11 protein-coding genes are annotated in these 19,945 nt (G+C 74.3%); 4 read left to right on the top strand and 7 right to left on the bottom strand.

What is annotated here, in order from left to right:
* Positions 1 to 165: 165 nt before the first annotated feature.
* Together AB0N17_RS09440 and AB0N17_RS09435 are read right to left on the bottom strand one after the other, a co-directional pair.
* Entirely contained in the window at positions 166 to 2,088 is a 1,923-nt protein-coding gene (locus AB0N17_RS09440; RefSeq protein ID WP_366010586.1) for a BTAD domain-containing putative transcriptional regulator, read from the bottom strand.
* An 80-nt stretch (positions 2,089 to 2,168) separates the two neighbouring features.
* Positions 2,169 to 3,512: a salicylate synthase gene (locus AB0N17_RS09435; RefSeq protein WP_366010585.1), complete on the bottom strand. Its 1,344-nt coding sequence runs from the start codon at positions 3,510 to 3,512 to the stop codon at positions 2,169 to 2,171.
* An 836-nt stretch (positions 3,513 to 4,348) separates the two neighbouring features.
* On the opposite strand from AB0N17_RS09435, the gene AB0N17_RS09430 reads away from it, so the two are divergent.
* From AB0N17_RS09430 to AB0N17_RS09420, 3 genes are all read left to right on the top strand, one after another.
* Positions 4,349 to 5,032: a TetR/AcrR family transcriptional regulator gene (locus tag AB0N17_RS09430; RefSeq protein ID WP_366010584.1), complete on the top strand. Its 684-nt coding sequence runs from the start codon at positions 4,349 to 4,351 to the stop codon at positions 5,030 to 5,032.
* Positions 5,029 to 6,150, top strand: coding sequence for a hypothetical protein (locus AB0N17_RS09425; RefSeq protein ID WP_366010583.1), 1,122 nt, complete (start codon positions 5,029 to 5,031; stop codon positions 6,148 to 6,150). Before AB0N17_RS09430 ends, AB0N17_RS09425 begins: the two co-directional genes overlap by 4 nt.
* A 115-nt stretch (positions 6,151 to 6,265) precedes the next feature.
* Positions 6,266 to 6,991 (top strand): TetR/AcrR family transcriptional regulator, encoded by a 726-nt coding sequence (locus tag AB0N17_RS09420; protein ID WP_366010582.1) that lies wholly within the window; start codon positions 6,266 to 6,268, stop codon positions 6,989 to 6,991.
* A 151-nt stretch (positions 6,992 to 7,142) separates the two neighbouring features.
* Here AB0N17_RS09420 and AB0N17_RS09415 read toward each other — a convergent pair whose 3' ends face one another.
* The 5 genes from AB0N17_RS09415 to AB0N17_RS09395 form a co-directional block, all read right to left on the bottom strand.
* On the bottom strand, positions 7,143 to 8,741 hold the full coding sequence (locus tag AB0N17_RS09415; protein WP_366010581.1) for an AMP-binding protein: 1,599 nt from the start codon (positions 8,739 to 8,741) through the stop codon (positions 7,143 to 7,145).
* 76 nt (positions 8,742 to 8,817) lie between these two features.
* Positions 8,818 to 9,618: an alpha/beta fold hydrolase gene (locus AB0N17_RS09410; protein WP_366010580.1), complete on the bottom strand. Its 801-nt coding sequence runs from the start codon at positions 9,616 to 9,618 to the stop codon at positions 8,818 to 8,820.
* On the bottom strand, positions 9,615 to 14,396 hold the full coding sequence (locus AB0N17_RS09405) for an amino acid adenylation domain-containing protein (protein WP_366010579.1): 4,782 nt from the start codon (positions 14,394 to 14,396) through the stop codon (positions 9,615 to 9,617). The genes AB0N17_RS09410 and AB0N17_RS09405 overlap by 4 nt, the downstream gene beginning before the upstream one ends.
* Before the next feature lie 67 nt (positions 14,397 to 14,463).
* Positions 14,464 to 16,173 carry an ABC transporter ATP-binding protein gene (locus AB0N17_RS09400; protein WP_366010578.1) on the bottom strand — a complete coding sequence of 570 codons (1,710 nt, stop codon included), beginning with the start codon at positions 16,171 to 16,173 and terminating at the stop codon, positions 14,464 to 14,466.
* Entirely contained in the window at positions 16,170 to 18,011 is a 1,842-nt protein-coding gene (locus AB0N17_RS09395) for an ABC transporter ATP-binding protein (protein WP_366010577.1), read from the bottom strand. Before AB0N17_RS09395 ends, AB0N17_RS09400 begins: the two co-directional genes overlap by 4 nt.
* Before the next feature lie 234 nt (positions 18,012 to 18,245).
* Here AB0N17_RS09395 and AB0N17_RS09390 point away from each other — a divergent pair, with 234 nt between their 5' ends.
* A complete protein-coding gene (locus AB0N17_RS09390) occupies positions 18,246 to 19,850 on the top strand; it encodes a radical SAM protein (protein WP_366010576.1) in 1,605 nt (534 codons plus the stop codon).
* The last annotated feature ends 95 nt before the right edge of the window (positions 19,851 to 19,945 follow it).

The following is a 19,945-nucleotide window of genomic DNA, read 5'->3' as shown; positions in this document are numbered from 1 at the left end:
CACTCTCCAGAACCGGCCTACAGACCGTCTGAACGGTCTCTGGCCGGACGGCCGGAAGCCGGCCGAGAGCCTCGGCTCCTCGGCCGGCGCGTGCGCGGGCATGCCGGAGAGGTCCGCCGCGCGGTGCCGTGACGCACCGCGCGGCGGACCTCTTCGGGTGTGCCGCTACGCGATCGAGGCGACGCCGCGCAGGACGCGTGCGACGGCGGCGCTGCGGTCGGTCAGCGGTTCGCGTTCGGCGCACTCGGCCGCGTACAGCCGCATCAGTTCGTGCAGCCGGTAGGCGCCCGCGCCGACCCGGACCAGGAAGTGATGGCCGGCGAGCAGTTCCAGCTGGCCGGCCACGTCCGGCTCGTCCAGCCCGGTCAGGTCGGCCGCCGCGGAGACGGTGACCGGGCTGTCGCCGAACAGCCCGAGCAGCCGGAAGGTCCGGGCCGCCCCCTCGGGCAGTGCCTGGTAGGCCGTCTCGAACAGCGTGTGCAGGCTGATCGATCCGTCACCGCCCAGCCCGAGCCGGTCCATCCGGCCGTGTTCGGCGGCGAAGTGCTCGCCCAGGGACGACAGGGGGACGTCCCGGTTGGCGGCCAGCGTCTCGGCCATGATGCGCAGTTGCAGCGGCAGTCCCCGGGACAGTCCGACGAGCCGCCGCGCGACCGCCTCCTGGTGGCGCAGCCGGTCGCCGCTCAGGCAGCGCAGCAGCCACAGGGCGTCCTGGGTGCCGAGCGGGGTGAGCCGGAGCAGATGGGCGCCGTCGCGGACCGCCAGCCCGCCCAGACGCTGCCGGCCGGTGCTGAGCAGACAGCAGGTCGGGCCCGGTATGAGCGGACGTAACTGGTCGGCGCTGAGCACGTCGTCGAGCATCACGAGCATCCGCTTGCCGTGCAGCAGGCTGCGGTAGAGCGCGGCGCGGCCGGCCAGGTCGGCGGGCACCCGCGAGCTCTCCACGCCCAGGCTGCGCAGCACCTGCAGCAGGGCGTCGGAGGCGCTCAGCGAGCGGCCCTGCATGCTGGTCCCCTGGAGGTCGACGTAGAGCTGGCCGTCCGGGTAGTGCTCGCTGAGCTGGTGGGCCAGTTCCAGGGCGAAGGCGGTCTTGCCGACGCCGGCCGGGCCGTCGACGACCGCGACGGGTGTGGAGGCGCCCTGCCGGCCGTCGGTCAGCAGCCGCCGCAGCTGCGCCAGTTCCCGGGAGCGTCCGACGAACCCGCGGGGTACGGGCGGGAGTTCGGCGGGGCGAGGGGTCTCGGGCAGCACCAGCCCGGCGGCCGGGGAGGGCGGTGCGGGCTCGGCCGGCCGCCCGGGCTCCCTGACCGGTCCGATGGGGCGTCCGGCGAGTATCTGCTGGTGCAGGGTGCGCAGTTCGGCGCCCGGGTCGATGCCGAGTTCCTGGCGCAGCAGCCGCCGGGTCTGGGCGTACACGTCCAGGGCGTGGGCCTGCCGGCCGCAGCGGTAGAGGGCCGTCATCAGCAGCCACCGCAGCTTCTCCCGCAGCGGCTCCTCGGCCACCGCGCCGAGCAGCACGGTGACCGCCTCCACGGGGCGGTCCGCCTCCAGCATGTCGGCGGCCCATTCCTCGACGGCGGTCAGCCGCAGGTCCTGCAGCCGGGTGCGTTCCATGGCGGCGAAGGGGCCGGGCACGCCGGAGTGCGCCTCCCCGTGCCACAGGGACAGGGCGGACTCCGCGGTGCGCAGCGCCTCGGGCAGGTTCCCCGCCGCCCTCGCCTGCCGTGCCCGGGCGTGCCGGAGTCCGAAGAGAGTGGCGTCGACGGCGCCCGCGTCGGTCTGCAGCACGTAGCCGCCGGCCGCGGAGACCAGCAGGTCGCCGCTCTCGCGCCGGCTGCGCTGCGGTTCCAGGACCCGGCGCAGCCCGGCGACGTAGGTGTGGACGCCGTTGGCCGCGGTCTGCGGGATGTTCCCACCCCACACGGCGTCGATGATGTGCTCGACGCTCACCACGTCGCCCGCCCGGCTGGCGAGCAGGGCGAAGACGGCGCGCTGCTTGGGCGGTCCGAGGGCGACCTCGCGGTCGTGTCGCCAGGCCCTCACCGGTCCGAGCAGCTGTACGTGCAAAGGTTCCCCCGTGGTCGGCATCGCCTTGTTCCCTCCCTGGTGTCGTGGTCGTCGTCGTGGGTGTCGGCACGCGCGCCGGTGGTTCACCGGGGCGGCAGGCGTCAGGCGCCGAGGACGGCGTGGCCCGCCGCGGCCGGGGTCCGGGCGACCAGGCAGGCGGCGACGCACCGGAGCTTCTCCCTGGTCTCCTCCAGCTCCCGTTCGGGGAGGGACTGTTCCACGACGCCGGCGCCGGCCTGGAGCCAGGTCTCGCCGTCGCGGCGGAAGGCGCTGCGCAGGGCCAGCGCGGCGTCCATGGTGCCGTCGTGGGCGACGGTCATCACGGTGCCCGCGTACAGGCCGCGGGCGCGGGGTTCACAGGCGGCGATGGCGTCGTAGGCGGCGGGCTTGGGCACGCCGGAGGCGGTGACGGCGGGGAAGACGGCGGCGAAGGCGTCCCAGGGGCCGGCGTCCGCCGCCATGCGTCCCTCGACCTTGGAGGCGAGGTGCTGCACCGAGCCGCGTTCCTTGACGACCATGAACTCGGTGACGACGACGGAGTCCGGTGCGCAGGGTCCGGCGAGCTCCTCGACGGCGACCTTGACCGAGATGGCGTGCTCGTGGAGTTCCTTGGGGTCGGAGAGGAGGTGGTCCTTCAGCCGGCGGTTCCGCTCGGCGTCGCCGGTCAGGGCGCGGGTGCCGGCCAGCGGCTGGCTGGCGACGCGGCGGTCGGGTCCGACCTCGACGACGGTCTCGGGGCTGAACCCGAGGGCCTCCAGGCCTCCCATGTTCAGCAGGTAGGACCGTGCGGGGGTGTTGGCGCGGCGCCCGGCGAGGTAGCTGGCGGGGAAGTCGACGTCGTCGGTGACCGGGACGATCCGGGAGACGACGGCCTTCTGCAGGGCGCCGGCCCGGATCCGGTCCACGACGGAGGCGACACAGGCGCGGTAGCGGTCGGCGCCGGCCTCGAGGTCGGCGACGGCCGGGCCGGTCCCGGTGCCGGGTCCGGGGTCCGGTCCGGCCAGGACCTTGCCGACGGCGGTGAGGTCCTCGGCGTCCAGGGCGCGCACCTCGGCGCGCCGCCCGGTTATTCGTATCTCGGTGCGGGGGACGACGAGGTGGAGCAGGACGTCCTGGGTGACCGGGCGGCCGGTGAGGGCGTAGGCGAGTTCGAAGGCGCTCCAGCCGTAGGCGCGCCAGCCCTCGATGTCGAGGCCGTCCAGGAAGTCCCGGACCTGGTCGAGCGAGCCGCCGCGCCAGGGCTGCTCGCTGGTGACGCCGTGGCCGGTACATCGCACGGTGTCGCGGGTGAGCACGACTTCGGCGGCCACTCCGCCGGCCACCGACAGGGCGTCGGGGCCCTCGTAGACCACGTAGGTGGAGAAGAGTCCGGACGCGGCGAGACCCGCCGCCGCGGCCACGGGTTCCGTCGCGATATTCACGTCCGTCGACTGGTACGTGAGCATACCTATTTCCTCCTGCGCCATGGGATCGGCCTGGGGCACGAGCGTGGGGTGGTGCGACCTGGCCGCGGTAGAACCTGCTCGACAGGCAGGCGAACGCACCGCGACGAGCGGACAAGGAAAAGGAAGGGCCCGGATAATTCGATGTACAGAGAATCGAATTACTGGAGATCCGGGGTGAGGGGCACCGCGCCGGATGGAATGCCACCGGACATGGTGACGTCACCTGCTGCGATGACGCATGGGTGACCCAGGCGCAGGCGTAAGGGAATTACACGGTCCACACGTCGTCGACGCGGCGTGGAAGAAAAGGCTCCACATGCCGGCGAAGCGACATGGAGCAGCGGTCAATTTCGCGTTTCAACTAGAAACGGTGAGCCGCGGACAAGGCAAGAGATACACAACACAATCACCCCCGGTTGACAGCTCACCCGACATTGATCCTGTTTTCTCAGGAGTCGGTCGAACCGAGGGTCACTTTACCTATCGCATGCAGGTCAAATCAATCAATCACCTTTACGTTCGAGGATTTGACTGTTTCTATACGCGTAGCGTTATGGCGGCCGGCGGCCTTCTCGCAGGCCGGGGCGTCGCTCACCCTGCAGCCATCGCACCCCCGATGCGCCGTAGCGACACGCCGGGGCGGGGGCCGCACCGCTCACTTTCGGCCACCGACATCCGGGCCGCCACGCACGGTGACCGATCGGGCACGGCTCCTCCTCAGTTTCTATACTCGTAAGTCTTACGCGTACAATAAATGTACTCCAGGCTCCGGCCGTTGTCACCCCCGGGCCCTGAGCAGGGGACGACGGCACGACCTCCGAGGGGAGAAGCACACGATGAAGCCCCGCAACGGCCGCCGCGCAGGACGGCCCGCACCGCTCTCGCAGGAGGCGATCGTCAGCGCCGCTCAGCGCATCCTCGACACCGAGGGCTCCGAGCAGCTGTCGATGCGGCGCCTGGCGAAGGAGCTGTCCATCACACCCATGGCCCTCTACCACCACGTGCGCGACAAGCACGACCTGCTGCTCCTGCTGCTGGCTTCGCAGTCCCGCGACCGGCCCCGGCCCGCCCTGCCCGAGGAACCGCGCGAACGCCTCCTGGCCGCCGCCCAGTTGCTGCACGACGTGCTCGCCCAGTACTCGTACCTGGACGAGATCCTGGCCTCCCCCGACCTGCTGGCCGTCTCCTCGCTGTGGATCATGGAGGCTCTCCTCGACGCGGCCGTGCAGTGCGGACTCACCCTGGAACAGGCCGCCCAGGCGCACCAGGTCATCTGGCACTACACCGTCGGCCTGCTGAAGATCCGCAACACCCGCCGGCGGCACCACGCCGAACTGACCCGTCCCACCCAGCGCGAGCAGGTCTTCGCCACCCTCCCGGCCGCCGAGTTCCCCCGCGTCACCTCGCTCGCCGGCCGCTGGTCCGAGCTGACCGTACGGGACACGCACCGCAAGGGCCTGGAGGACGTCGTCGACGGCCTGCTCGGACAGTACCTGGCACCTCCGGGAGACCCCACATGACCGACAGCACCGCACCGATGATCGGCATCCTCGGCGGGTACGGGCGCGTGGGCGCCGCCGCCGCCCGCACACTCGCCGCCGAGGGCGGCCACCGACTGCGCATCGGCGGACGCGACGCGACCGCCGCCTGGGCGCTGGCCCGGCGCCTCGGCGGCGACACCGAGGCCGCCGTGGCCGACGCCGCCAACAGCCAGAGCGTGACCCACTTCAGCCGGGGCTGCGCCGCCGTACTCGACTGCACCGGTACGGCGTTCGCGCTGCGCGGCCGGGTACGCCGGGAGGTGCTGGCGGCGGGCGGGCACTACGTCGCCATGGCGGACGACGGCGGCCCGCGCACCCCGTCCGGCCCGTTCGTGGCCGTCCTGTTCACCGGCCTGTCCGCCACGTTCGCCGGCTGGCTGCCGCGCCGGCTCGCCACCGGCCTCGCCGCCGCCCAGCGGTTCACCGGCTGGTACGGCGGGCCGGGCACCGCACCGCTGCACGCGGCGGTCACCTGCCTGCTGGGCCTGCGCCGGGCCGGGCACGGCCCGCGGGCCGTCGACTGCCCTCCCCTGCCCGCGCCCTGGGGCCCCTCCTGGCCCCTGCCGGCCCGTCCGGGAACCGTCCGCCGCGGCCTGCCCGAGGAGTTGCGGGAGCAGTCCTGCCTGCTGCGGCTGGACGCCGGCGCCTGGTACGAGGTGTTCCACGGGACCGCGGTCCCCGCCGTGCTGGACGCGTTCGCCGCCCGCAGCGAGGGGGACGACGAGGAGTCACTGACGGCCACGGCCCGGCAACTCGTCCGGGCCGGCCGCGGCACCCCGAGGGGCTCCCGGGGGCTGACGGTGTGTGGCACGCTGGACGGGCTCACCCCCGAGGGCAGTGCCGTGCGCCGCGGCATGCTGCTGGGCTGTTCGGAGCCGACCGCACTGCTCGGGACGCTCGCGGCCGTCGCCGTGCGGGAGGTCACCGCGGGCCGGGTGCCGCCCGGGGTCCACTCCCTGGCCGCTACGCTGCCGACCGAGGGCACCGACTGGATCAGCCGCCATCTGCCCCGTGCGACCGTACGTATGACGGAGGTCCTGACCGGTGCACCCGAGATGATGCCGTCGGCGCCGACGGCCGCCCCGCAGCCCGGGTGAGGGCCGCCGTCCCCGGCGGGCCCGCGCCCCGGGCCCGCCGGGGACGGTCACCCGGTCCGTCCGCAGCATCCTCGGCCGAGAAGAGCCCAGCAGGAAGAAACAGGAAGACACGCGAATGACGCCTCCCACGCGACGCACCGGCAGGACCGGCCGCCCACCCCGTCTGTCCCAGGAGGCGATCCTCACCGCGGCCCAGCGCATCCTGGACGAGGAAGGCCCCGAGCACCTGTCGATGCGGCGGCTCGCACAGGAGCTGTCGAGCACGGCGATGGCCCTCTACCACCATGTGCGGGACAAGGACGAACTGCTGCTGCTGTTGCTGGAGCGGCACGCCCAGCGGTTCCCCCGGCCCGAACTGCCCACCGAGCCGCGGGAACGGCTGATCGCCGCGAGCCGGGTGCTGCACGAGATCCTCGCCGAGTGCCCGTGGATCGTGCAGATCCTCGCCTCCGACGACCTGTTGGCGGTCTCCGCGCTGTGGATCGTGGAGAACATGATCGACGCGGCGATCGAGTGCGGGCTCAGCCCCGAGGACGCCGTCTACGCCTACCGTGTCATCTGGTACTACACCGCCGGCGAACTCACCATCCGGCTCAACCGCGAACGGCACCGCGCCGGGCTGGAGCGGCCGCCGCACCGCGACAAGGCGTTCGCCGCGCTGTCCGCGGAGGAGTTCCCGCAACTGGCCGCCCTGGCCGCCCGATGGGACGAGATCACCACCCGCGACACCCACCGCCAGGGCCTGACGGCCATCGTGGACGGCCTGCTGTCCGACACGGGTGCGGCACGGGCCACGGACCGAGGGGGCGTGCCCCGGGGGCGGGGCGGGCGGGACGGGTAGCCGGCGACGCCCACGGGAACCGGCCGGGCGGGCGGGTCCGGTCACGCTCACCGGCCGGCCGGGCGTGAGCGTGACCGCGCCGCGCACACCGCCGCACACGCCGGGAAAGACCCCCTGCGTGTGCGGCGTCGAGGTGTGTCGTGGCGCGGGTTCAGGCCTCCAGGTCCGCCTTCAGGGTCCGCTTGTCGATCTTGCCGACTCCGGTCAGCGGCATCCGGTCCAGCACCACCAGTTGGTCCGGCAGCTTGTAGCCCGCGAGGCCCCGGGCCCGCAGGGCCGCCTGGACGTCGGACAGCGCCGGCGGGTGCACGGGGTCGCGGGGGACCACACAGGCGCAGGTCCGTTCGCCCATCAGCGGGTCCGGCAGCCCGATCACCGCGACGGCCGTCACCGGCAGTGCGGCCAGCAGGTGCTCCTCGACCTCCTGCGCCGGCACCTTCTCACCGCCCCGGTTGACGACGTCGTTGATCCGGCCGACCACCTCGAAGTCGCCCCCGGGCGTGCGGCGTACCAGGTCGCCGCTGCGGTAGTAGCCGTCCGCGGTGAAGCGCGTGGCGTTGCGCTCCCGCGCCCGGTAGTAGCCGCGCAGGGTGTACGGGCCCCGGGTGAACAGCTCACCGGTCTCGCCCGCTTCCGCCTCCGTGCCGTCCTCCCGGACCACCCGGACCTCGTCCGCGGGCGACAGCGGCCGGCCCTGGGTGTGCACGACGACCTCCTCCGGGTCGTCGAGGCGGGTGAAGTTCAGCAGCCCCTCGGCCATGCCGTAGACCTGCTGGAGCGTGCAGCCGAGGGCCTTCGGGACCTCACGGGCCGTCTCCGGGTCCAGCCGGGCGCCGCCGACCTGCAGCACCCGCAGCGAGGACAGGTCGTCGTCCGTCCACTCCGCGGCGTCCAGCCACAGCGGCACCAGCGGCGGCACCAGCGAGGTCAGCGTCACGCCCGTGCGCGCGACGAGCGGGAAGCACACGTCCGCGGTAGGCGCGGGGGCGAGCACCACCGTGCCCCCGGCGCGCAGGACGCCCAGCACGCCGGGGCAGCCGAGCGCGAAGTTGTGCGCCGCGGGCAGGGCGGCGAGATAGACGTCGTCCGGTCCGACGGCGCACAGCCGCGCGGTCTCGCGCAGTTGGTACGTGTAGTCGGCGTGGGTGCGCGGAATCAGCTTGGGCGGGCCGGACGTGCCCCCGGACAGCAGGAAGAACGCCACGTCCCCGGGGTCCGGGCCGGGCAGTTCCCGGGGTTCGGCGTCGAGGGCGGTGAGCGGGGTGTACGGCCCCGGGTCCCCGGCCACGAAGACGTGCCGCAGGCTGCCGGTCCGCTCCAGCACCTCCCGGGCGACGTCCCGGTGGTCGCAGTCGAGCACCCGGTCCGGGCAGACGTACGCCACCGCGTCCGAGGCCGACACCAGGTGGGTGATCTCCGCCGAGCGGTGCGCGGGCAGGGCGTACACCGGCAGGACGCCGGTACGGAAGCACGCCAGGCTCAGCACCACGAGGTCGGTGTCGTTGGGCAGTTGGACGACGATCCGGTCGCCGGCGGTGAGCCCGGCGCGCAGCAGGCCCGCGGCCGTGCGGGCGGCGGCCCGGTCGAGCGCGTCGTACGTCAGGGTGCCGGACGGCGCCACCAGGGCGGTCCGGGCGCCGCCGTCCGGGCCCGCGGGCGGCCAGGAGCCCAGGACGTCGCCGTTCCACAGTCCCTGCTCCCGGTAGGCGCGGGCCACCGGTTCGGGCCAGGGCACACAGCCCTCGTGCATGGAGATCCCCCTCGTCGTTCGGTCACCGTCGGTCGGTCGTGCTCGTGTGCGGTCACTCGGTCGTGGTCGTCGGTGGTCACGGAGTGGACGGCCAGGCGGCGGCCGTCGTCGGCAGGGCGGCCCGCACCGCCCGGAACACCCGGGCCAGCACGCTGTCGCGGTGCGCCTCCAGGTAGAAGTGACCGCCCGTGAAGACCGCGGCCTCGTACGTCCCCGTGGTCGCCTCGGCCCAGGCCGCGGCCTCCTCGGGCGTCACCTCCGGGTCGTCGTCGGCGTACAGCACGGTCACCGGTACGGCCGGCGGGCCGCCGGGCAGCGGCCGGTACGTCTCGATCAGCCGGTAGTCGGCGCGGACGGCGGGCAGCAGGACCTCCAGCAGCGCCGGACTGGCGAGGACGTCCGCCGCGGTGCCGCCCAACCGGCCGAGGTCCGCGAGGAGTTCGGCGTCGGTCGCCCGGTGCAGGCCGCCGCCCCGGGTGCGGTGCGGGGCCGGCTGCCCGGAGACCACCAGCGCGGCCGGCGGGCGGCCGGTCACGGCGAGCCGGCGGGCCGTCTCGTACGCCACCGCCGCGCCCATGCTGTGCCCGAACAGCACACAGGCCCCGAGGCCGGCCGGCCCGGTGCCGGCCGTCAGGCCGGCGACGACGTCGTCGACGAGGTCCGCCATCCGGGCGGCGGGCCGCTCGCCGAACCGGTCGCCGCGGCCCGGGTACTGCACCGCGCACACCTCGACGTCCCAGGGAGCGTCCAGGGCCCAGGAGCGGTAGGCACCGGCCGCGCCCCCGGCGTGCGGGAAGCAGACCAGGCGGGCGCGGGCGTGGGTGCGCGGGGAGTACCTGCGCGGTGCGCAGGGCGTGCGCCGGTCCGCCGTTGTCACAGCTCGCCCTCCTCGAACTCCGCGCCGGCGCCCGGGTCCCGGCCCGCGCCGGCCGCCTCGGCCAGCGCGCTCATCCCGGCCACGGTCGGGGCGCGCAGGACGTCGCGCATGGGCAGCTCCACGCCCAGCCGGCCGCGCAGCGCCGTGACCAGACGGGTGGCGGCCAGACTGTCTCCGCCGAGCGCGAAGAAGTCCGCGCCGCGTGCGGTCACGGGGACGCCCAGCACCCCGGCCCACAGCTGGGCCACCGTCTCCTCCAGCGGGCCCTGTGGCGGCTCCGTCTCGCCGCCGGCGGGGGCGACGCCCTGGCCGAGGACCTGCTCCACCGGCCGCCGGTCCACCTTGCCGTTGGCGCTCAGCGGCAGCCGGGTGAGGCCGACGAGGACGCCGGGGACCATGTGGGCGGGCAGCCGCTCGGCGAGCCGGGCCCGGATCGACGCGGGGTCGGTGCCGGGTCCGCCGTCCGGGCGGCGCGCGGTGAGCAGCACGACGCCGTCCGGCTCGCGGTGCGCGACCCCGGCGGAGGCGAACCCGGCCTGCCGCAGCGCCCGCAGCCACCGTGCCGCGTCCGGCGGGGAGGCGGGATCCGGCACGGTGGCGGTCGGCAGGGCCAGCGGGGACACCGGCGTCCGGGCGAGCAGCAGAAGCCGGCCGCCGGGGCGGCCCAGCAGGGCGAGGGCGCGTGCGGCGGCGTCCGGATCGGGTTCCAGGCCGAGCACGTCGTTCACCACGAGCACGTCGAACGTGGCGAGCCGCGCCTCGGGCACCGCGAAGGCGTCCTGGACGGCGGTACGGATCTCGTGCCCGGACCCGGCGAGCCGGGCCTCGGCGGCGGCGAGCCGGGAGGCGCGGGGGTCGAGCAGGGTGCAGCGGACCGTGCCGGGCTTGAGCCGCTCCAGCAGGGCGGCGGCGCTCCGGCCGCCGTGCGCCGCCCACACGGCGACCTCCGGGGTGGCGCCGCCGGTGGCGGTGCGGGCCTCGACGGCACGGGCGGCGGCCTCCAGGCAGGGGCCGACCCCGGGCAGGTGGGTGGCGAGGCCGTCGGGGGACAGGACGGGGTCGTCGGCGAGGGCCTCCGGGTCGGCCGTGCCGGCGAGGACGGCGGAGAGCAGGGGGACGGCGCCCGCCCAGCTGTCGACGACCGGCTGGAGATGCGTGCCGGCGACGCGCCCGCGCAACCGCGCGGCCCGCTCCGCCTCCCGGACACTCCCCCACCGCGGCCCCGCCGAACTCCCGTCGAGCACACCGCGCTCCCGCAGAAAGCCGGCCCAGGCCTCGAACCGGCCCCGCCGCACCTCACCCGCGGACGGTCCGGCCGCTCCCGGTGCCGGCGCACCGGGAGCGGGGAGCGGGACGGGCTCGCCGGGCGGCCGCACACCGGGCACGGGGTCCGGGACGGCTCCGCCGGACGGCCGCGCGCCGGGCGCGGGGTGTGGTGCGGCCCCGTCCGGCCGCTGGGGGGCGGGGTCCAGGAGCGGAGTGAGCAGGGCCGCGAGCAGCGTCTCGGTGAGTTCCGCCTCCAGCTCGACGGCGGCCGTCGCGGTGGCGTCGGGCGGCCCGGCCGGGGAGTGCGGGAGCAGGCCGTCCTCGGTGTCCGCCGACGGCCCCTGGGCCGGCGTGGTCCCGCCCGGTGAGCTCTCCGGCCACTCGTCGGGCCCGGGCCGGGCACCTGCCGGGGACGGCGGCGGGCTGAGGGCGGGGACGAACGCCGCCGCCAGGTCCCGGGTGTGGTCGCCCACGACCGTGGCCAGGGCGTGGGTGACGGCCGGGTGGGACTCCAGGGCCGCCTCGATCTCGCCGAGTTCGATGCGGAAGCCGTTGACCTTGACCTGGTGGTCCATGCGGCCCAGGAATTCGAGCGTGCCGTCGGGCCAGTACCGGCCGAGGTCGCCGGTGCGGTACCAGCGGCCGTCGGCCCGGTGCGGGAAGCGCTCCGCCGTCAGGTCCGGGGCGCCCCGGTAGCCCTGGGCCACCCCGGTGCCGCCGATCCACAGCTCCCCCGGCACCCAGTCCGGGCAGTCGCGGCCCTGCGGATCGACGACGCGGAACCGCTGGTTGGCCAGCGGGCGGCCGTAGGGGACGGACCGCCAGTGCGCGGGCACGGAGCGGACCTCCTGGGCATTGGACCAGATGGCGGCCTCGGTGGCGCCGCCGAGCGCGACGAGCCGGCACCCGCCCCGGCTCGCCTCGGCCAGCCGCCCGGGCAGGCCGAGCCCGATCCAGTCGCCGGAGAGCAGCGCCAGCCGCAGGGAGGACGGCAGCGGGGTGTCCTCGGCGGCGGTGAGGAGCATGTCCATCAGCGCGGGCACCGAGTTCCACACGGTCACCGCATGGTCCCGGCACAGCGCGAGCCACCGCCGCGCGTCCCGCCGGTCGGCCTCGTCGACGAGGACCAGGGCGCCGCCCGCGGCGAGCAGGCCGAAGACGTCCCACACCGACAGGTCGAAGTCCAGCGCGGAGACGGCGAGGACCCGGTCCTCGGGGCCGATCCCGTACCGCTCGTCGACGTCCTCCACGGTGTTGACCGCGGCCCGGTGGCTGACCTCGACGCCCTTGGGGGTGCCGGTGGAGCCGGAGGTGAAGATGACGTACGCGGTGTCCTCGACGGAGCCGTACCGGGGCGCGTCGAGCGGGTCCGCGCGCAGTGCCCGATCGAGCGGGAGGACGGGGAGCCCCTGGCCCTCGGGGGGTGCTCCGGTGCCGTCGAGGACGAGGACGGCGCCGCTCAGTGCGTGGATGCGGGCACGTCGTTCGCGGGGCTGGTCGACGCCGACGGGCACGTAGGTGCCGCCCGCCGCGAGGATGCCGAGAACGGCGGCGATCTGGTCGGGGCCCTTGGGCGCGGTGACCACGACCGGGCTGCCCGGCCGGACGCCGTGGGCGACGAGCGCGCCGGCCACGCGCAGCGCCCGCTCGGCGAGTTCGGCGTGGCCGAGCCGGCCGTCGCTCCCCCACAACAGGGCGGGCGCGTCGGCCCGTTCGGCGGCCCGGGTGAAGAAGTCCTGGTGCAGCAGGCGGCCGCTCTCCCGGCGGGTGACGGAGTTCGCCTCCGTACGACATCGGAGCTGGGAGTGCGGCAGGGGTATGAGCGGCGGGCCGCTCCAGTCGGCGGCGGCCAGGGAGCGCACCAGGGTGGTGTACGCCTGGAACATGGTGTCGAGGACGCCGGCCGGGAAGAGGGCCTCCACCGCGTCCCACGCCAGCAGCAGGCCGCCGTCCCGGGTGCCGTACACCTGGTGGTCCAGCCAGACCTGCGGGGTCTGCGAGATCATCCAGGACAGCTCGCCGAAGCGGGCCGCGCAGTCGTCGGGGACCAGCGGCGCCTCGAGGTTGCAGGCGAAGACGACCGGGGCGGTGCGCGGGGCGGAGGCGTCCGCGCGGACGAAGTCGCGCAGCACGTCCACGCCGGTGTAGGCGGCGTGGCCGACGTCCTCGTGCAGCCGGGCCTGGACGGCGCGGGCCCGGTCGGCGAAGCCGGCGTCGGCGGCCAGGTCGACCTCCAGCAGGAGCAGGCTGGTGAAGTCGGCGATGATGCGCTCGATGTCGGGGTGGACGGACGGGTCGCGGTCGAACAGCGGGATGTTGAGCAGGAACCGCTGCCGACCGCTCCACCGGGCGAGGACCTCGGAGAAGGCGGTGACCAGCAGCACCGCGGGCGTGATGCCGTGCTCGGCGGCGCGGGCGCGCAGGGCCCGCCACTCGTCGGGGGTGAGGGTGTGCCCGCGCCGGACGAAGCGGGGCGGGCCGCTCTCGCCGGGTTCGGCGGCCAGCGGCAGCGGCGGGCCGCCGGGGAGGTCGGGCAGCCGCCGCTGCCAGTACGCGCGGGCCCGCTCGCGCTCGGCCGCGCGGCGGGCGGCGGTGTCGGACAGGTACCGCGGGAAGGTGTACCGCGGTGCGTCGGTCCGCTCGGGGTCGTCGTAGCGGGCGGCCAGCTCCGACAGCAGCAGCCGGATGCTGTGCACGTCCGCGACGAGCAGGTCGGCGTTGACGTGCAGGCGCTGGGCCCCGCCGGGCAGGAGGCTGAGCCGGATGTCGAGGACCTCGGCGGCGGCGACGTCGAGCACGCGGTGGGAGAGCCGTTCGCGCAGCCGCTCCAGGGCGTCCGGGACGGCGTCGGCCCGCAGGCCGGTGTGGTCGTGGACGACGAGTCCCGGCCAGGCGGCGTCGGTGATCCGCTGGGTTCCGTCGTCCCCGAAGGAGGCGCGCAGCATCGGGTGCCGGTCCCGCAGCGCCCGTACGGCCCGCTCCAGCCGGCCGGGGTCCACGTCCCGGGTGTCGATCTCCAGATAGGCGTGGCACCCGACGCCCCCGAGCGGCTGCTCGGGGGCCCGGCCGATCCAGTAGGCCTGCTGCACGGCGGTCAGGGGGAAGGGGGCGGACTCGTCGAAGGGGGCGGACTCGTCGAAGGGGGCGGATCCGTGGAAGGGGGCGGTGCCCTCGGCCCCGTCGGACTCCTCCGCGGCGTGCGCCCGTTCCGACCCGTCGCCCCCGCCTTCGCCCTCACCGGCGCCGAGCAGCGCGTACCACGCCGCGAGGCGGGGGTCCTGGGCCATCGTGGTGAAGTCCACTGCGGCGCCCGCCCGGTTCATCTCGTTGACCAGCTTCATCAACTGCAGTGACTGGAGCCCGCATTGGAAGAGCTGGGCGTCCTCGTCGATGGCCTCCGGCGCGGTGCCCAGCAGCTCCGCGACCCGGTCGCGGAGCTGCGCCGGCCGCCAGCGCGTGCGCGGCGGCCCGGAGCGGTCCCCCGAGCCTGCCGCCGAGTGCGTGCGTGACATCCCTGACCCCCGTGTTCGGATGGATGTTCGGTTGGAGTGGGCGAGCGAGTGAGGGGAGACGGCCGCGTCACGCCGGTGCGGGCGCGGCGATCCTGCGGAAGGCGGCGTAGCGGCCGCCACGGCGCATGAGTTCCTCGTGCGTTCCCTGCTCGGCGATCCGGCCGTCCTCGAGGAAGACGATCAGGTCGGCGTCCTCGACCGTGCGCAGGCGGTGCGCGACCATGATGACCGTACGGCCCGTCATGAGCCGTTCGAGGCCTTGCTGGACGACCGCCTCGCTGTGCGGGTCGAGCGCCGAGGTGGCCTCGTCCAGCAGCAGCACGGGGGCGTCCTTGAGCAGCGCCCGGGCGATGGACACCCGCTGGCGCTCGCCGCCGGACAGCGCGGTGCCGCCCTCGCCGACCTGGGTGTTCCAGCCGTCGGGCAGCCGGGCCACGACCTCGTCGAGGCAGGCCGCGGCGGCGGCTGCCCGCACCTCCTCCTCGGTGGCGTCGGGACGGCCGAGCCGGACGTTGTCCTCGATGGTGCCCTCGAAGAGGTAGACGTCCTGGAAGACCATGGACAGCCGGGCCATGAGCACCTCGGGGTCGATGTGCCGCACATCCACCCCGCCGAGCCGTACGGCGCCCTCGTCGACGTCGTGGAAGCGGGCGACGAGCTGGAGCAGGGTGGTCTTGCCGGCGCCCGAGGACCCGATCACGGCGACCCGGCGGCCCTCGCCGACCTCCAGGCTGAGCCCGTCGAGGACGGTGCGGTCGCCGCGCCGGAAGCCGACCGCGTCGAACCGCACGCCGTCGTGGGCGGGGAGCTTGGCGTGCGGGGCGGTGGGCAGCGGGGGCTCGGTGAGCACGGCGTCGATGCGCTCCAGTTCGCCGCGCGAGACGCGCATGATGCCGCCCAGGTCGGCGAGGGAGAGCAGCGGGTCCACGCAGCGGGCCGCCAGCACCATGATCGCCAGCAGTTCGGCGGCGCCGAGACCGCCGTCGAGGCAGAAGTAGACGCCGAGGGCGAGTACGGCGGTGAAGACGGCCTGCACGGAGAAGGTGAGGCCGAGCATCCCCGGCACCCCGCTGAGCGCGGCGCGCCGGCTGCTCTCCCACTGCGCGCGCAGGGCGTCGTCGAGCAGTCCGAAGCGCTCGCCGGTACGGCCGCCGGCCCGGAGCACGGGCTGGGCGCGGACGTACTCGACGACCCGGCCGGATGCCTCGTCGCTGCGCCGGGCGCGCTCCTCGTCCTGGCGTGCGGTGGCCCGGGACGTCCAGCGCTGCACACCGGCGATCAGGGGGGCCGCGACCAGGCCGACGAGGGCGAGGCGCCAGTCGAGGAAGAACAGCACGACGACCGTGGAGAGCGGGATGAGGGTGGCGTTGATCAGGGGCCGCAGCCGGTGCGCCGGGACCGTCATCACCTCGAGGACGCTGCGGCTGGTGAGCCCGGAGACGTCGCCCACCCGGCCGGGGGTGAACCAGCCCAGCGGCAGCCCGGCGAGATGGTCGCCGAGCCGGTGGTGCAGGCCGCGGGAGAGTTCGCCGCCGGTGCGGAACCCGGACTTGTCGCTGAGGTAGCCGAGCACGGAGGTGACGAGCACGGCCACCGCGAAGCCGGCCAGCCACGGCCAGGCGGAGCGCGCCCGGTCCTCGAGGAGGGCGCGCAGCAGGGGAATGAGCAGGGCGTAGGACAGGCCCTCGCAGACCGCGCAGACGGACATCAGCGCGACGGTACGGCGCAGGGGGCCCGAGTGCCGTTCCCCCAGGACGCGCAGCAGCAGCCGGATCATCGGCGGATCTCCCCCTCCAGGCCGGCGCGGGCGTGCCGGGCGTTCCACAGAGCGGCGAACGCCCCGCCCCTGGCCATCAGTTCGTCGTAGGTGCCGCTCTCCTCGATCCGGCCGTCGCCCATGACGACGATCCGGTCGGCCCGGGCGACGGTCTCCAGCCGGTGCGCGATGACCAGTTGGGTGCGGCCGTGCACGAGGGTCTCCAGGGCGGCGCGGATCTCGGCCTCGGTCTTGGCGTCGGCGAAGGACATCGCCTCGTCCAGGACCAGCACGGGGGCGTCGACGAGGAGGGCGCGGGCGACGGACAGGCGCTGGGCCTCGCCGCCGGAGAGCCCGGCGTCTTCGCCGATCACGGAGTCGTAGCCGCGGGGCATGGCCTGGATGCGGTCGTGGATGCCGGCGGCGCGCGCGGCCCGCTCGACCGCGGCCCGGTCGGCCTCCGGGACGGCGAGGGCGATGTTGTCGGCGATGCTGGTGCGCAGCAGGCGTACGTCCTGGAAGACGAAGGACACGCTGCGGTACAGCCGCGCGGCGGGGATGTCGCGCAGGTCGACGCCGCCGAGCAGGACGCTGCCCTCGACGGGGTCGAAGAACCGGGGCAGCAGCTGGGCGAGGGTGGACTTGCCGGCACCGGAGGAGCCGACCAGGACGGTGGTGGTGCCGGGTTCGAGGGTGAGGTCCACGCCGTGCAGCACGGGACGGCCGGGGTCGTAGGCGAAGGTGACACCGCGGAACTCGACGCGGTCGCCGTTCGGTTCGGCCGGCCGGGCCGGTGCGGGCAGCGGCGGTACGGCGAGCAGGTCGCGGATGCGCTCGGCGGAGCGCTCGGCGGCGTGCACGTTGTCCATGCCGTGGCCGAGGGCGGCGATCGGGGCGGTCAGCGCGACGGCGAGCAGCGGGAAGGGCAGCAGGTCGGCGGGCGGCATGGTGCCGGCCGCGATCAGCGCGGTGCCGCCGGCCAGGACGAGCAGGAGCACGAACGGCGGGGACAGTACGAGCGCCGCGAGGGAGGCGAGGCCGGCGGCGCTCGCGACGTAGGTCAGGAAGAAGTCGGCGAAGTCGTCGGCGGCCTTGCGGTAGCGCCGGTGGGCGCGTCCGCCGGCGCCGAAGGTCTTGACGACGGAGATGCCCTCGACGAACTCCACGGACGCGGCACCGATGCGCCCCATGGCCTCGCCCATCCGGCGGCCCTCGCGCTGGCGGTCCTCGGACATCAGCAGCCGGTGCAGGGCCAGGCCGAGCAGCACGGGGACCAGCGCGACGAGCGTCAGCCGCCAGTCCACCCAGGCGAGGTACGCGAACGAGGCGAGCGGGACGACGACGGCGGAGGTCGCCTCCACCGGGGCGTGGGCGATGAGGTGGTGCAGCTGGTCGACGTCGCCCTGGACCACGCCGTTGATCTCGCCGGAGCTGTGCCGGGAGTACCAGCCGAGCGGGACCCGGCCGAGGCGCTGGGCGAGCAGCCGCCGCAGCGAGAACTGCAGGCGGCCGTCGACGAGATGGGCGATCCCGCCGGAGGCGGCGGCGAGGACGACACGGACGAAGAGCCCGGCGACACCGATCCACACCGCCCGCCAGGCGGCGTGGTGGTCGGGTGGTCCGGAGGCGAGCAGGACCCGGCCGAGCTCCACCACCGCGATCAGCGGGGCCAGCCCGGCGAGCGAGCTGACGATCTGGAGGACGAAGACGGCGACGATGCCGGTGCGGTAGGGGCGCAGTAACCGCAGGAGCACCTGCCGGGGCGTGCCGGGCGCACCGTCCGGATCGCGCTGCGGACCGCCGTCACCTGCCGCCTCCGGGCGCTCGGCACGGCTGTGCAGATCTTCTGCCGTGGCCATGGGATTCCTCACCTCTCAGGCGCGGAGCTGGATCATGAATGCAGCACATAACTTTACACGTATAAGAACCCGACTGGCAACCGGGGCCGGCGGTCCCCGACCAGGTTTTGCGGCACCCCTCGTCAGGCCCATGACGTCGAGAATCCGTCCAGAGGATGCCCAGCGGCGGCCTGAAACGATCCCAGCGCCCCGCTCCGGGGCGGCCATGGCATTCACCACAGGAGAGTGGGACGCGTGCGCTTTCTCCTTCTCAGCGGGCTGGGGCCCGCGAATCTGAATTCTCCCTATCTGGAGGGTTCGCTGTTCACGGCCGAACCCTCCGCGCATGCCCGGGAGATGGTCCGGCGGTCCGGCTTCGCCTCCCTCGCGCTCGAACGGTTCTCGTTCGAGCGCTCGGGCCGGTCCTACGCGCTGCTGCGCCCGCGCGCGGACACGACGCCGCACCTGACGACCGTGACGCTGCTGTCCATCCTGGAGAACAGCGGCCACGCGTTCGAGCGGGTCGCCCTGGAGGACGTCTGGGAGGGCAGGGCCAAGGCCCCGGCCCACGACGTGGACTTCGTGCTGCTGTCGACGACGTACATCTGGAACGGCCCGATCCTCGCGTCGGCCGTGCGCTGGGTCAGGGAGAACCTGCCCGGCACCGGCATCGTGACCGGCGGGCAGTTCACCAACCTCAAGTTCATGCTGGCGCTGCGCGACCATCCGGAGATCGTCGCGGTGGTGCGCGGCGACGGCGAGCGGGCGCTGCCGCTGACCCTGGACGCGCTGGCCGGCCGGGGCGAGCTGGGCTCCGTGCCGAATCTCGTCTGGCGCGACGGCGACAACATCCGCATCAATCCCACCGAGTACGTCGACCTGGAGGAATTCCCGTCGCCGACGGTGCCGGGCAAGACACCGATCGTGCCGTACGAGTCGATGCGCGGGTGCCCCTTCGACTGCAAATTCTGTTCCTTCCCGGCCGCTTCGCCGAAATGGCGTTACAAATCGGCGGAGAAGATCCGGGACGACTGGACGGCCTATGCCGAACAGAACGGCGCGGACGTCATTTCGGCGATGGACTCGACGTTCACCATTCCGCCGACCCGGCTGCGCCGGCTGCTGGAGATCCTGCCGGACGCGGACATCCCGAGGTGGGAGGGGTTCAGCCGGGCCAACACGCTGAACTCCGCGCAGGTGGTGGAGGGGTTGCGGGCGGCGCACTGCTACCAGCTCCACATCGGTTTCGAGTCGATGAACGACGCGACGCTCAAGCGGATGAGCAAGCGGGTGTCGGTGAAGCAGAACCGGCGGGCGGTCGAACTGCTCAGCGGGAGCGGGCTGTCGTACTACGGCCTGTTCATCTGCGGGTATCCGGGTGAGAACCCGGAGATGTTCCAGGACACCCAGGACTATCTGCTGCACGAGTACTCCGGGCACTTCGCGCTCTCCAAGTTCTCGATCACCGACGAGACGATGCCGCTGTGGCAGGACAAGGAGGAACTGCAGATCGAGGCGGACGACCCGACCAACCCGGCCTCGCCCTGGTCGCACATCGGCATGAACAGCGACCAGGCCGCCGCCCTGCAGAAGGAGACGCTCGACAAGGTGCGGCTCACCAACGACAAGGCGGTGCTCAGCCTCTGGCAGCACGACTACGAGCACTGGCTGATGCCCCGCCACGACCACGCGACCAACATCGCGGTGGAGAAGTGCCTGGAGCGCATGGCCATGGCACCGGTCGACCACCGGGACCTCGACGCGGGCGCGGCGGTGATCCGCGACAACATCCACCGCCTGAAGGACCACGGCGTCGAACTGGCCCCCGCCGGCCACGCGCTGTCCGTGGACCCGGTCTGACCCGCCCGCACCGACACGCCGCCGCCGCGCGAAGCGGCGGCGGCGTCGTGCGTGGGCGGCCGGGTGGCGCGGCTTGCACGGAAGCGGGGTCCGGC

Source organism: Streptomyces sp. NPDC051133 (assembly GCF_040682635.1).
GTDB lineage: Bacteria > Actinomycetota > Actinomycetes > Streptomycetales > Streptomycetaceae > Streptomyces.
This window is presented reverse-complemented; position numbering and strand designations above follow the sequence as displayed.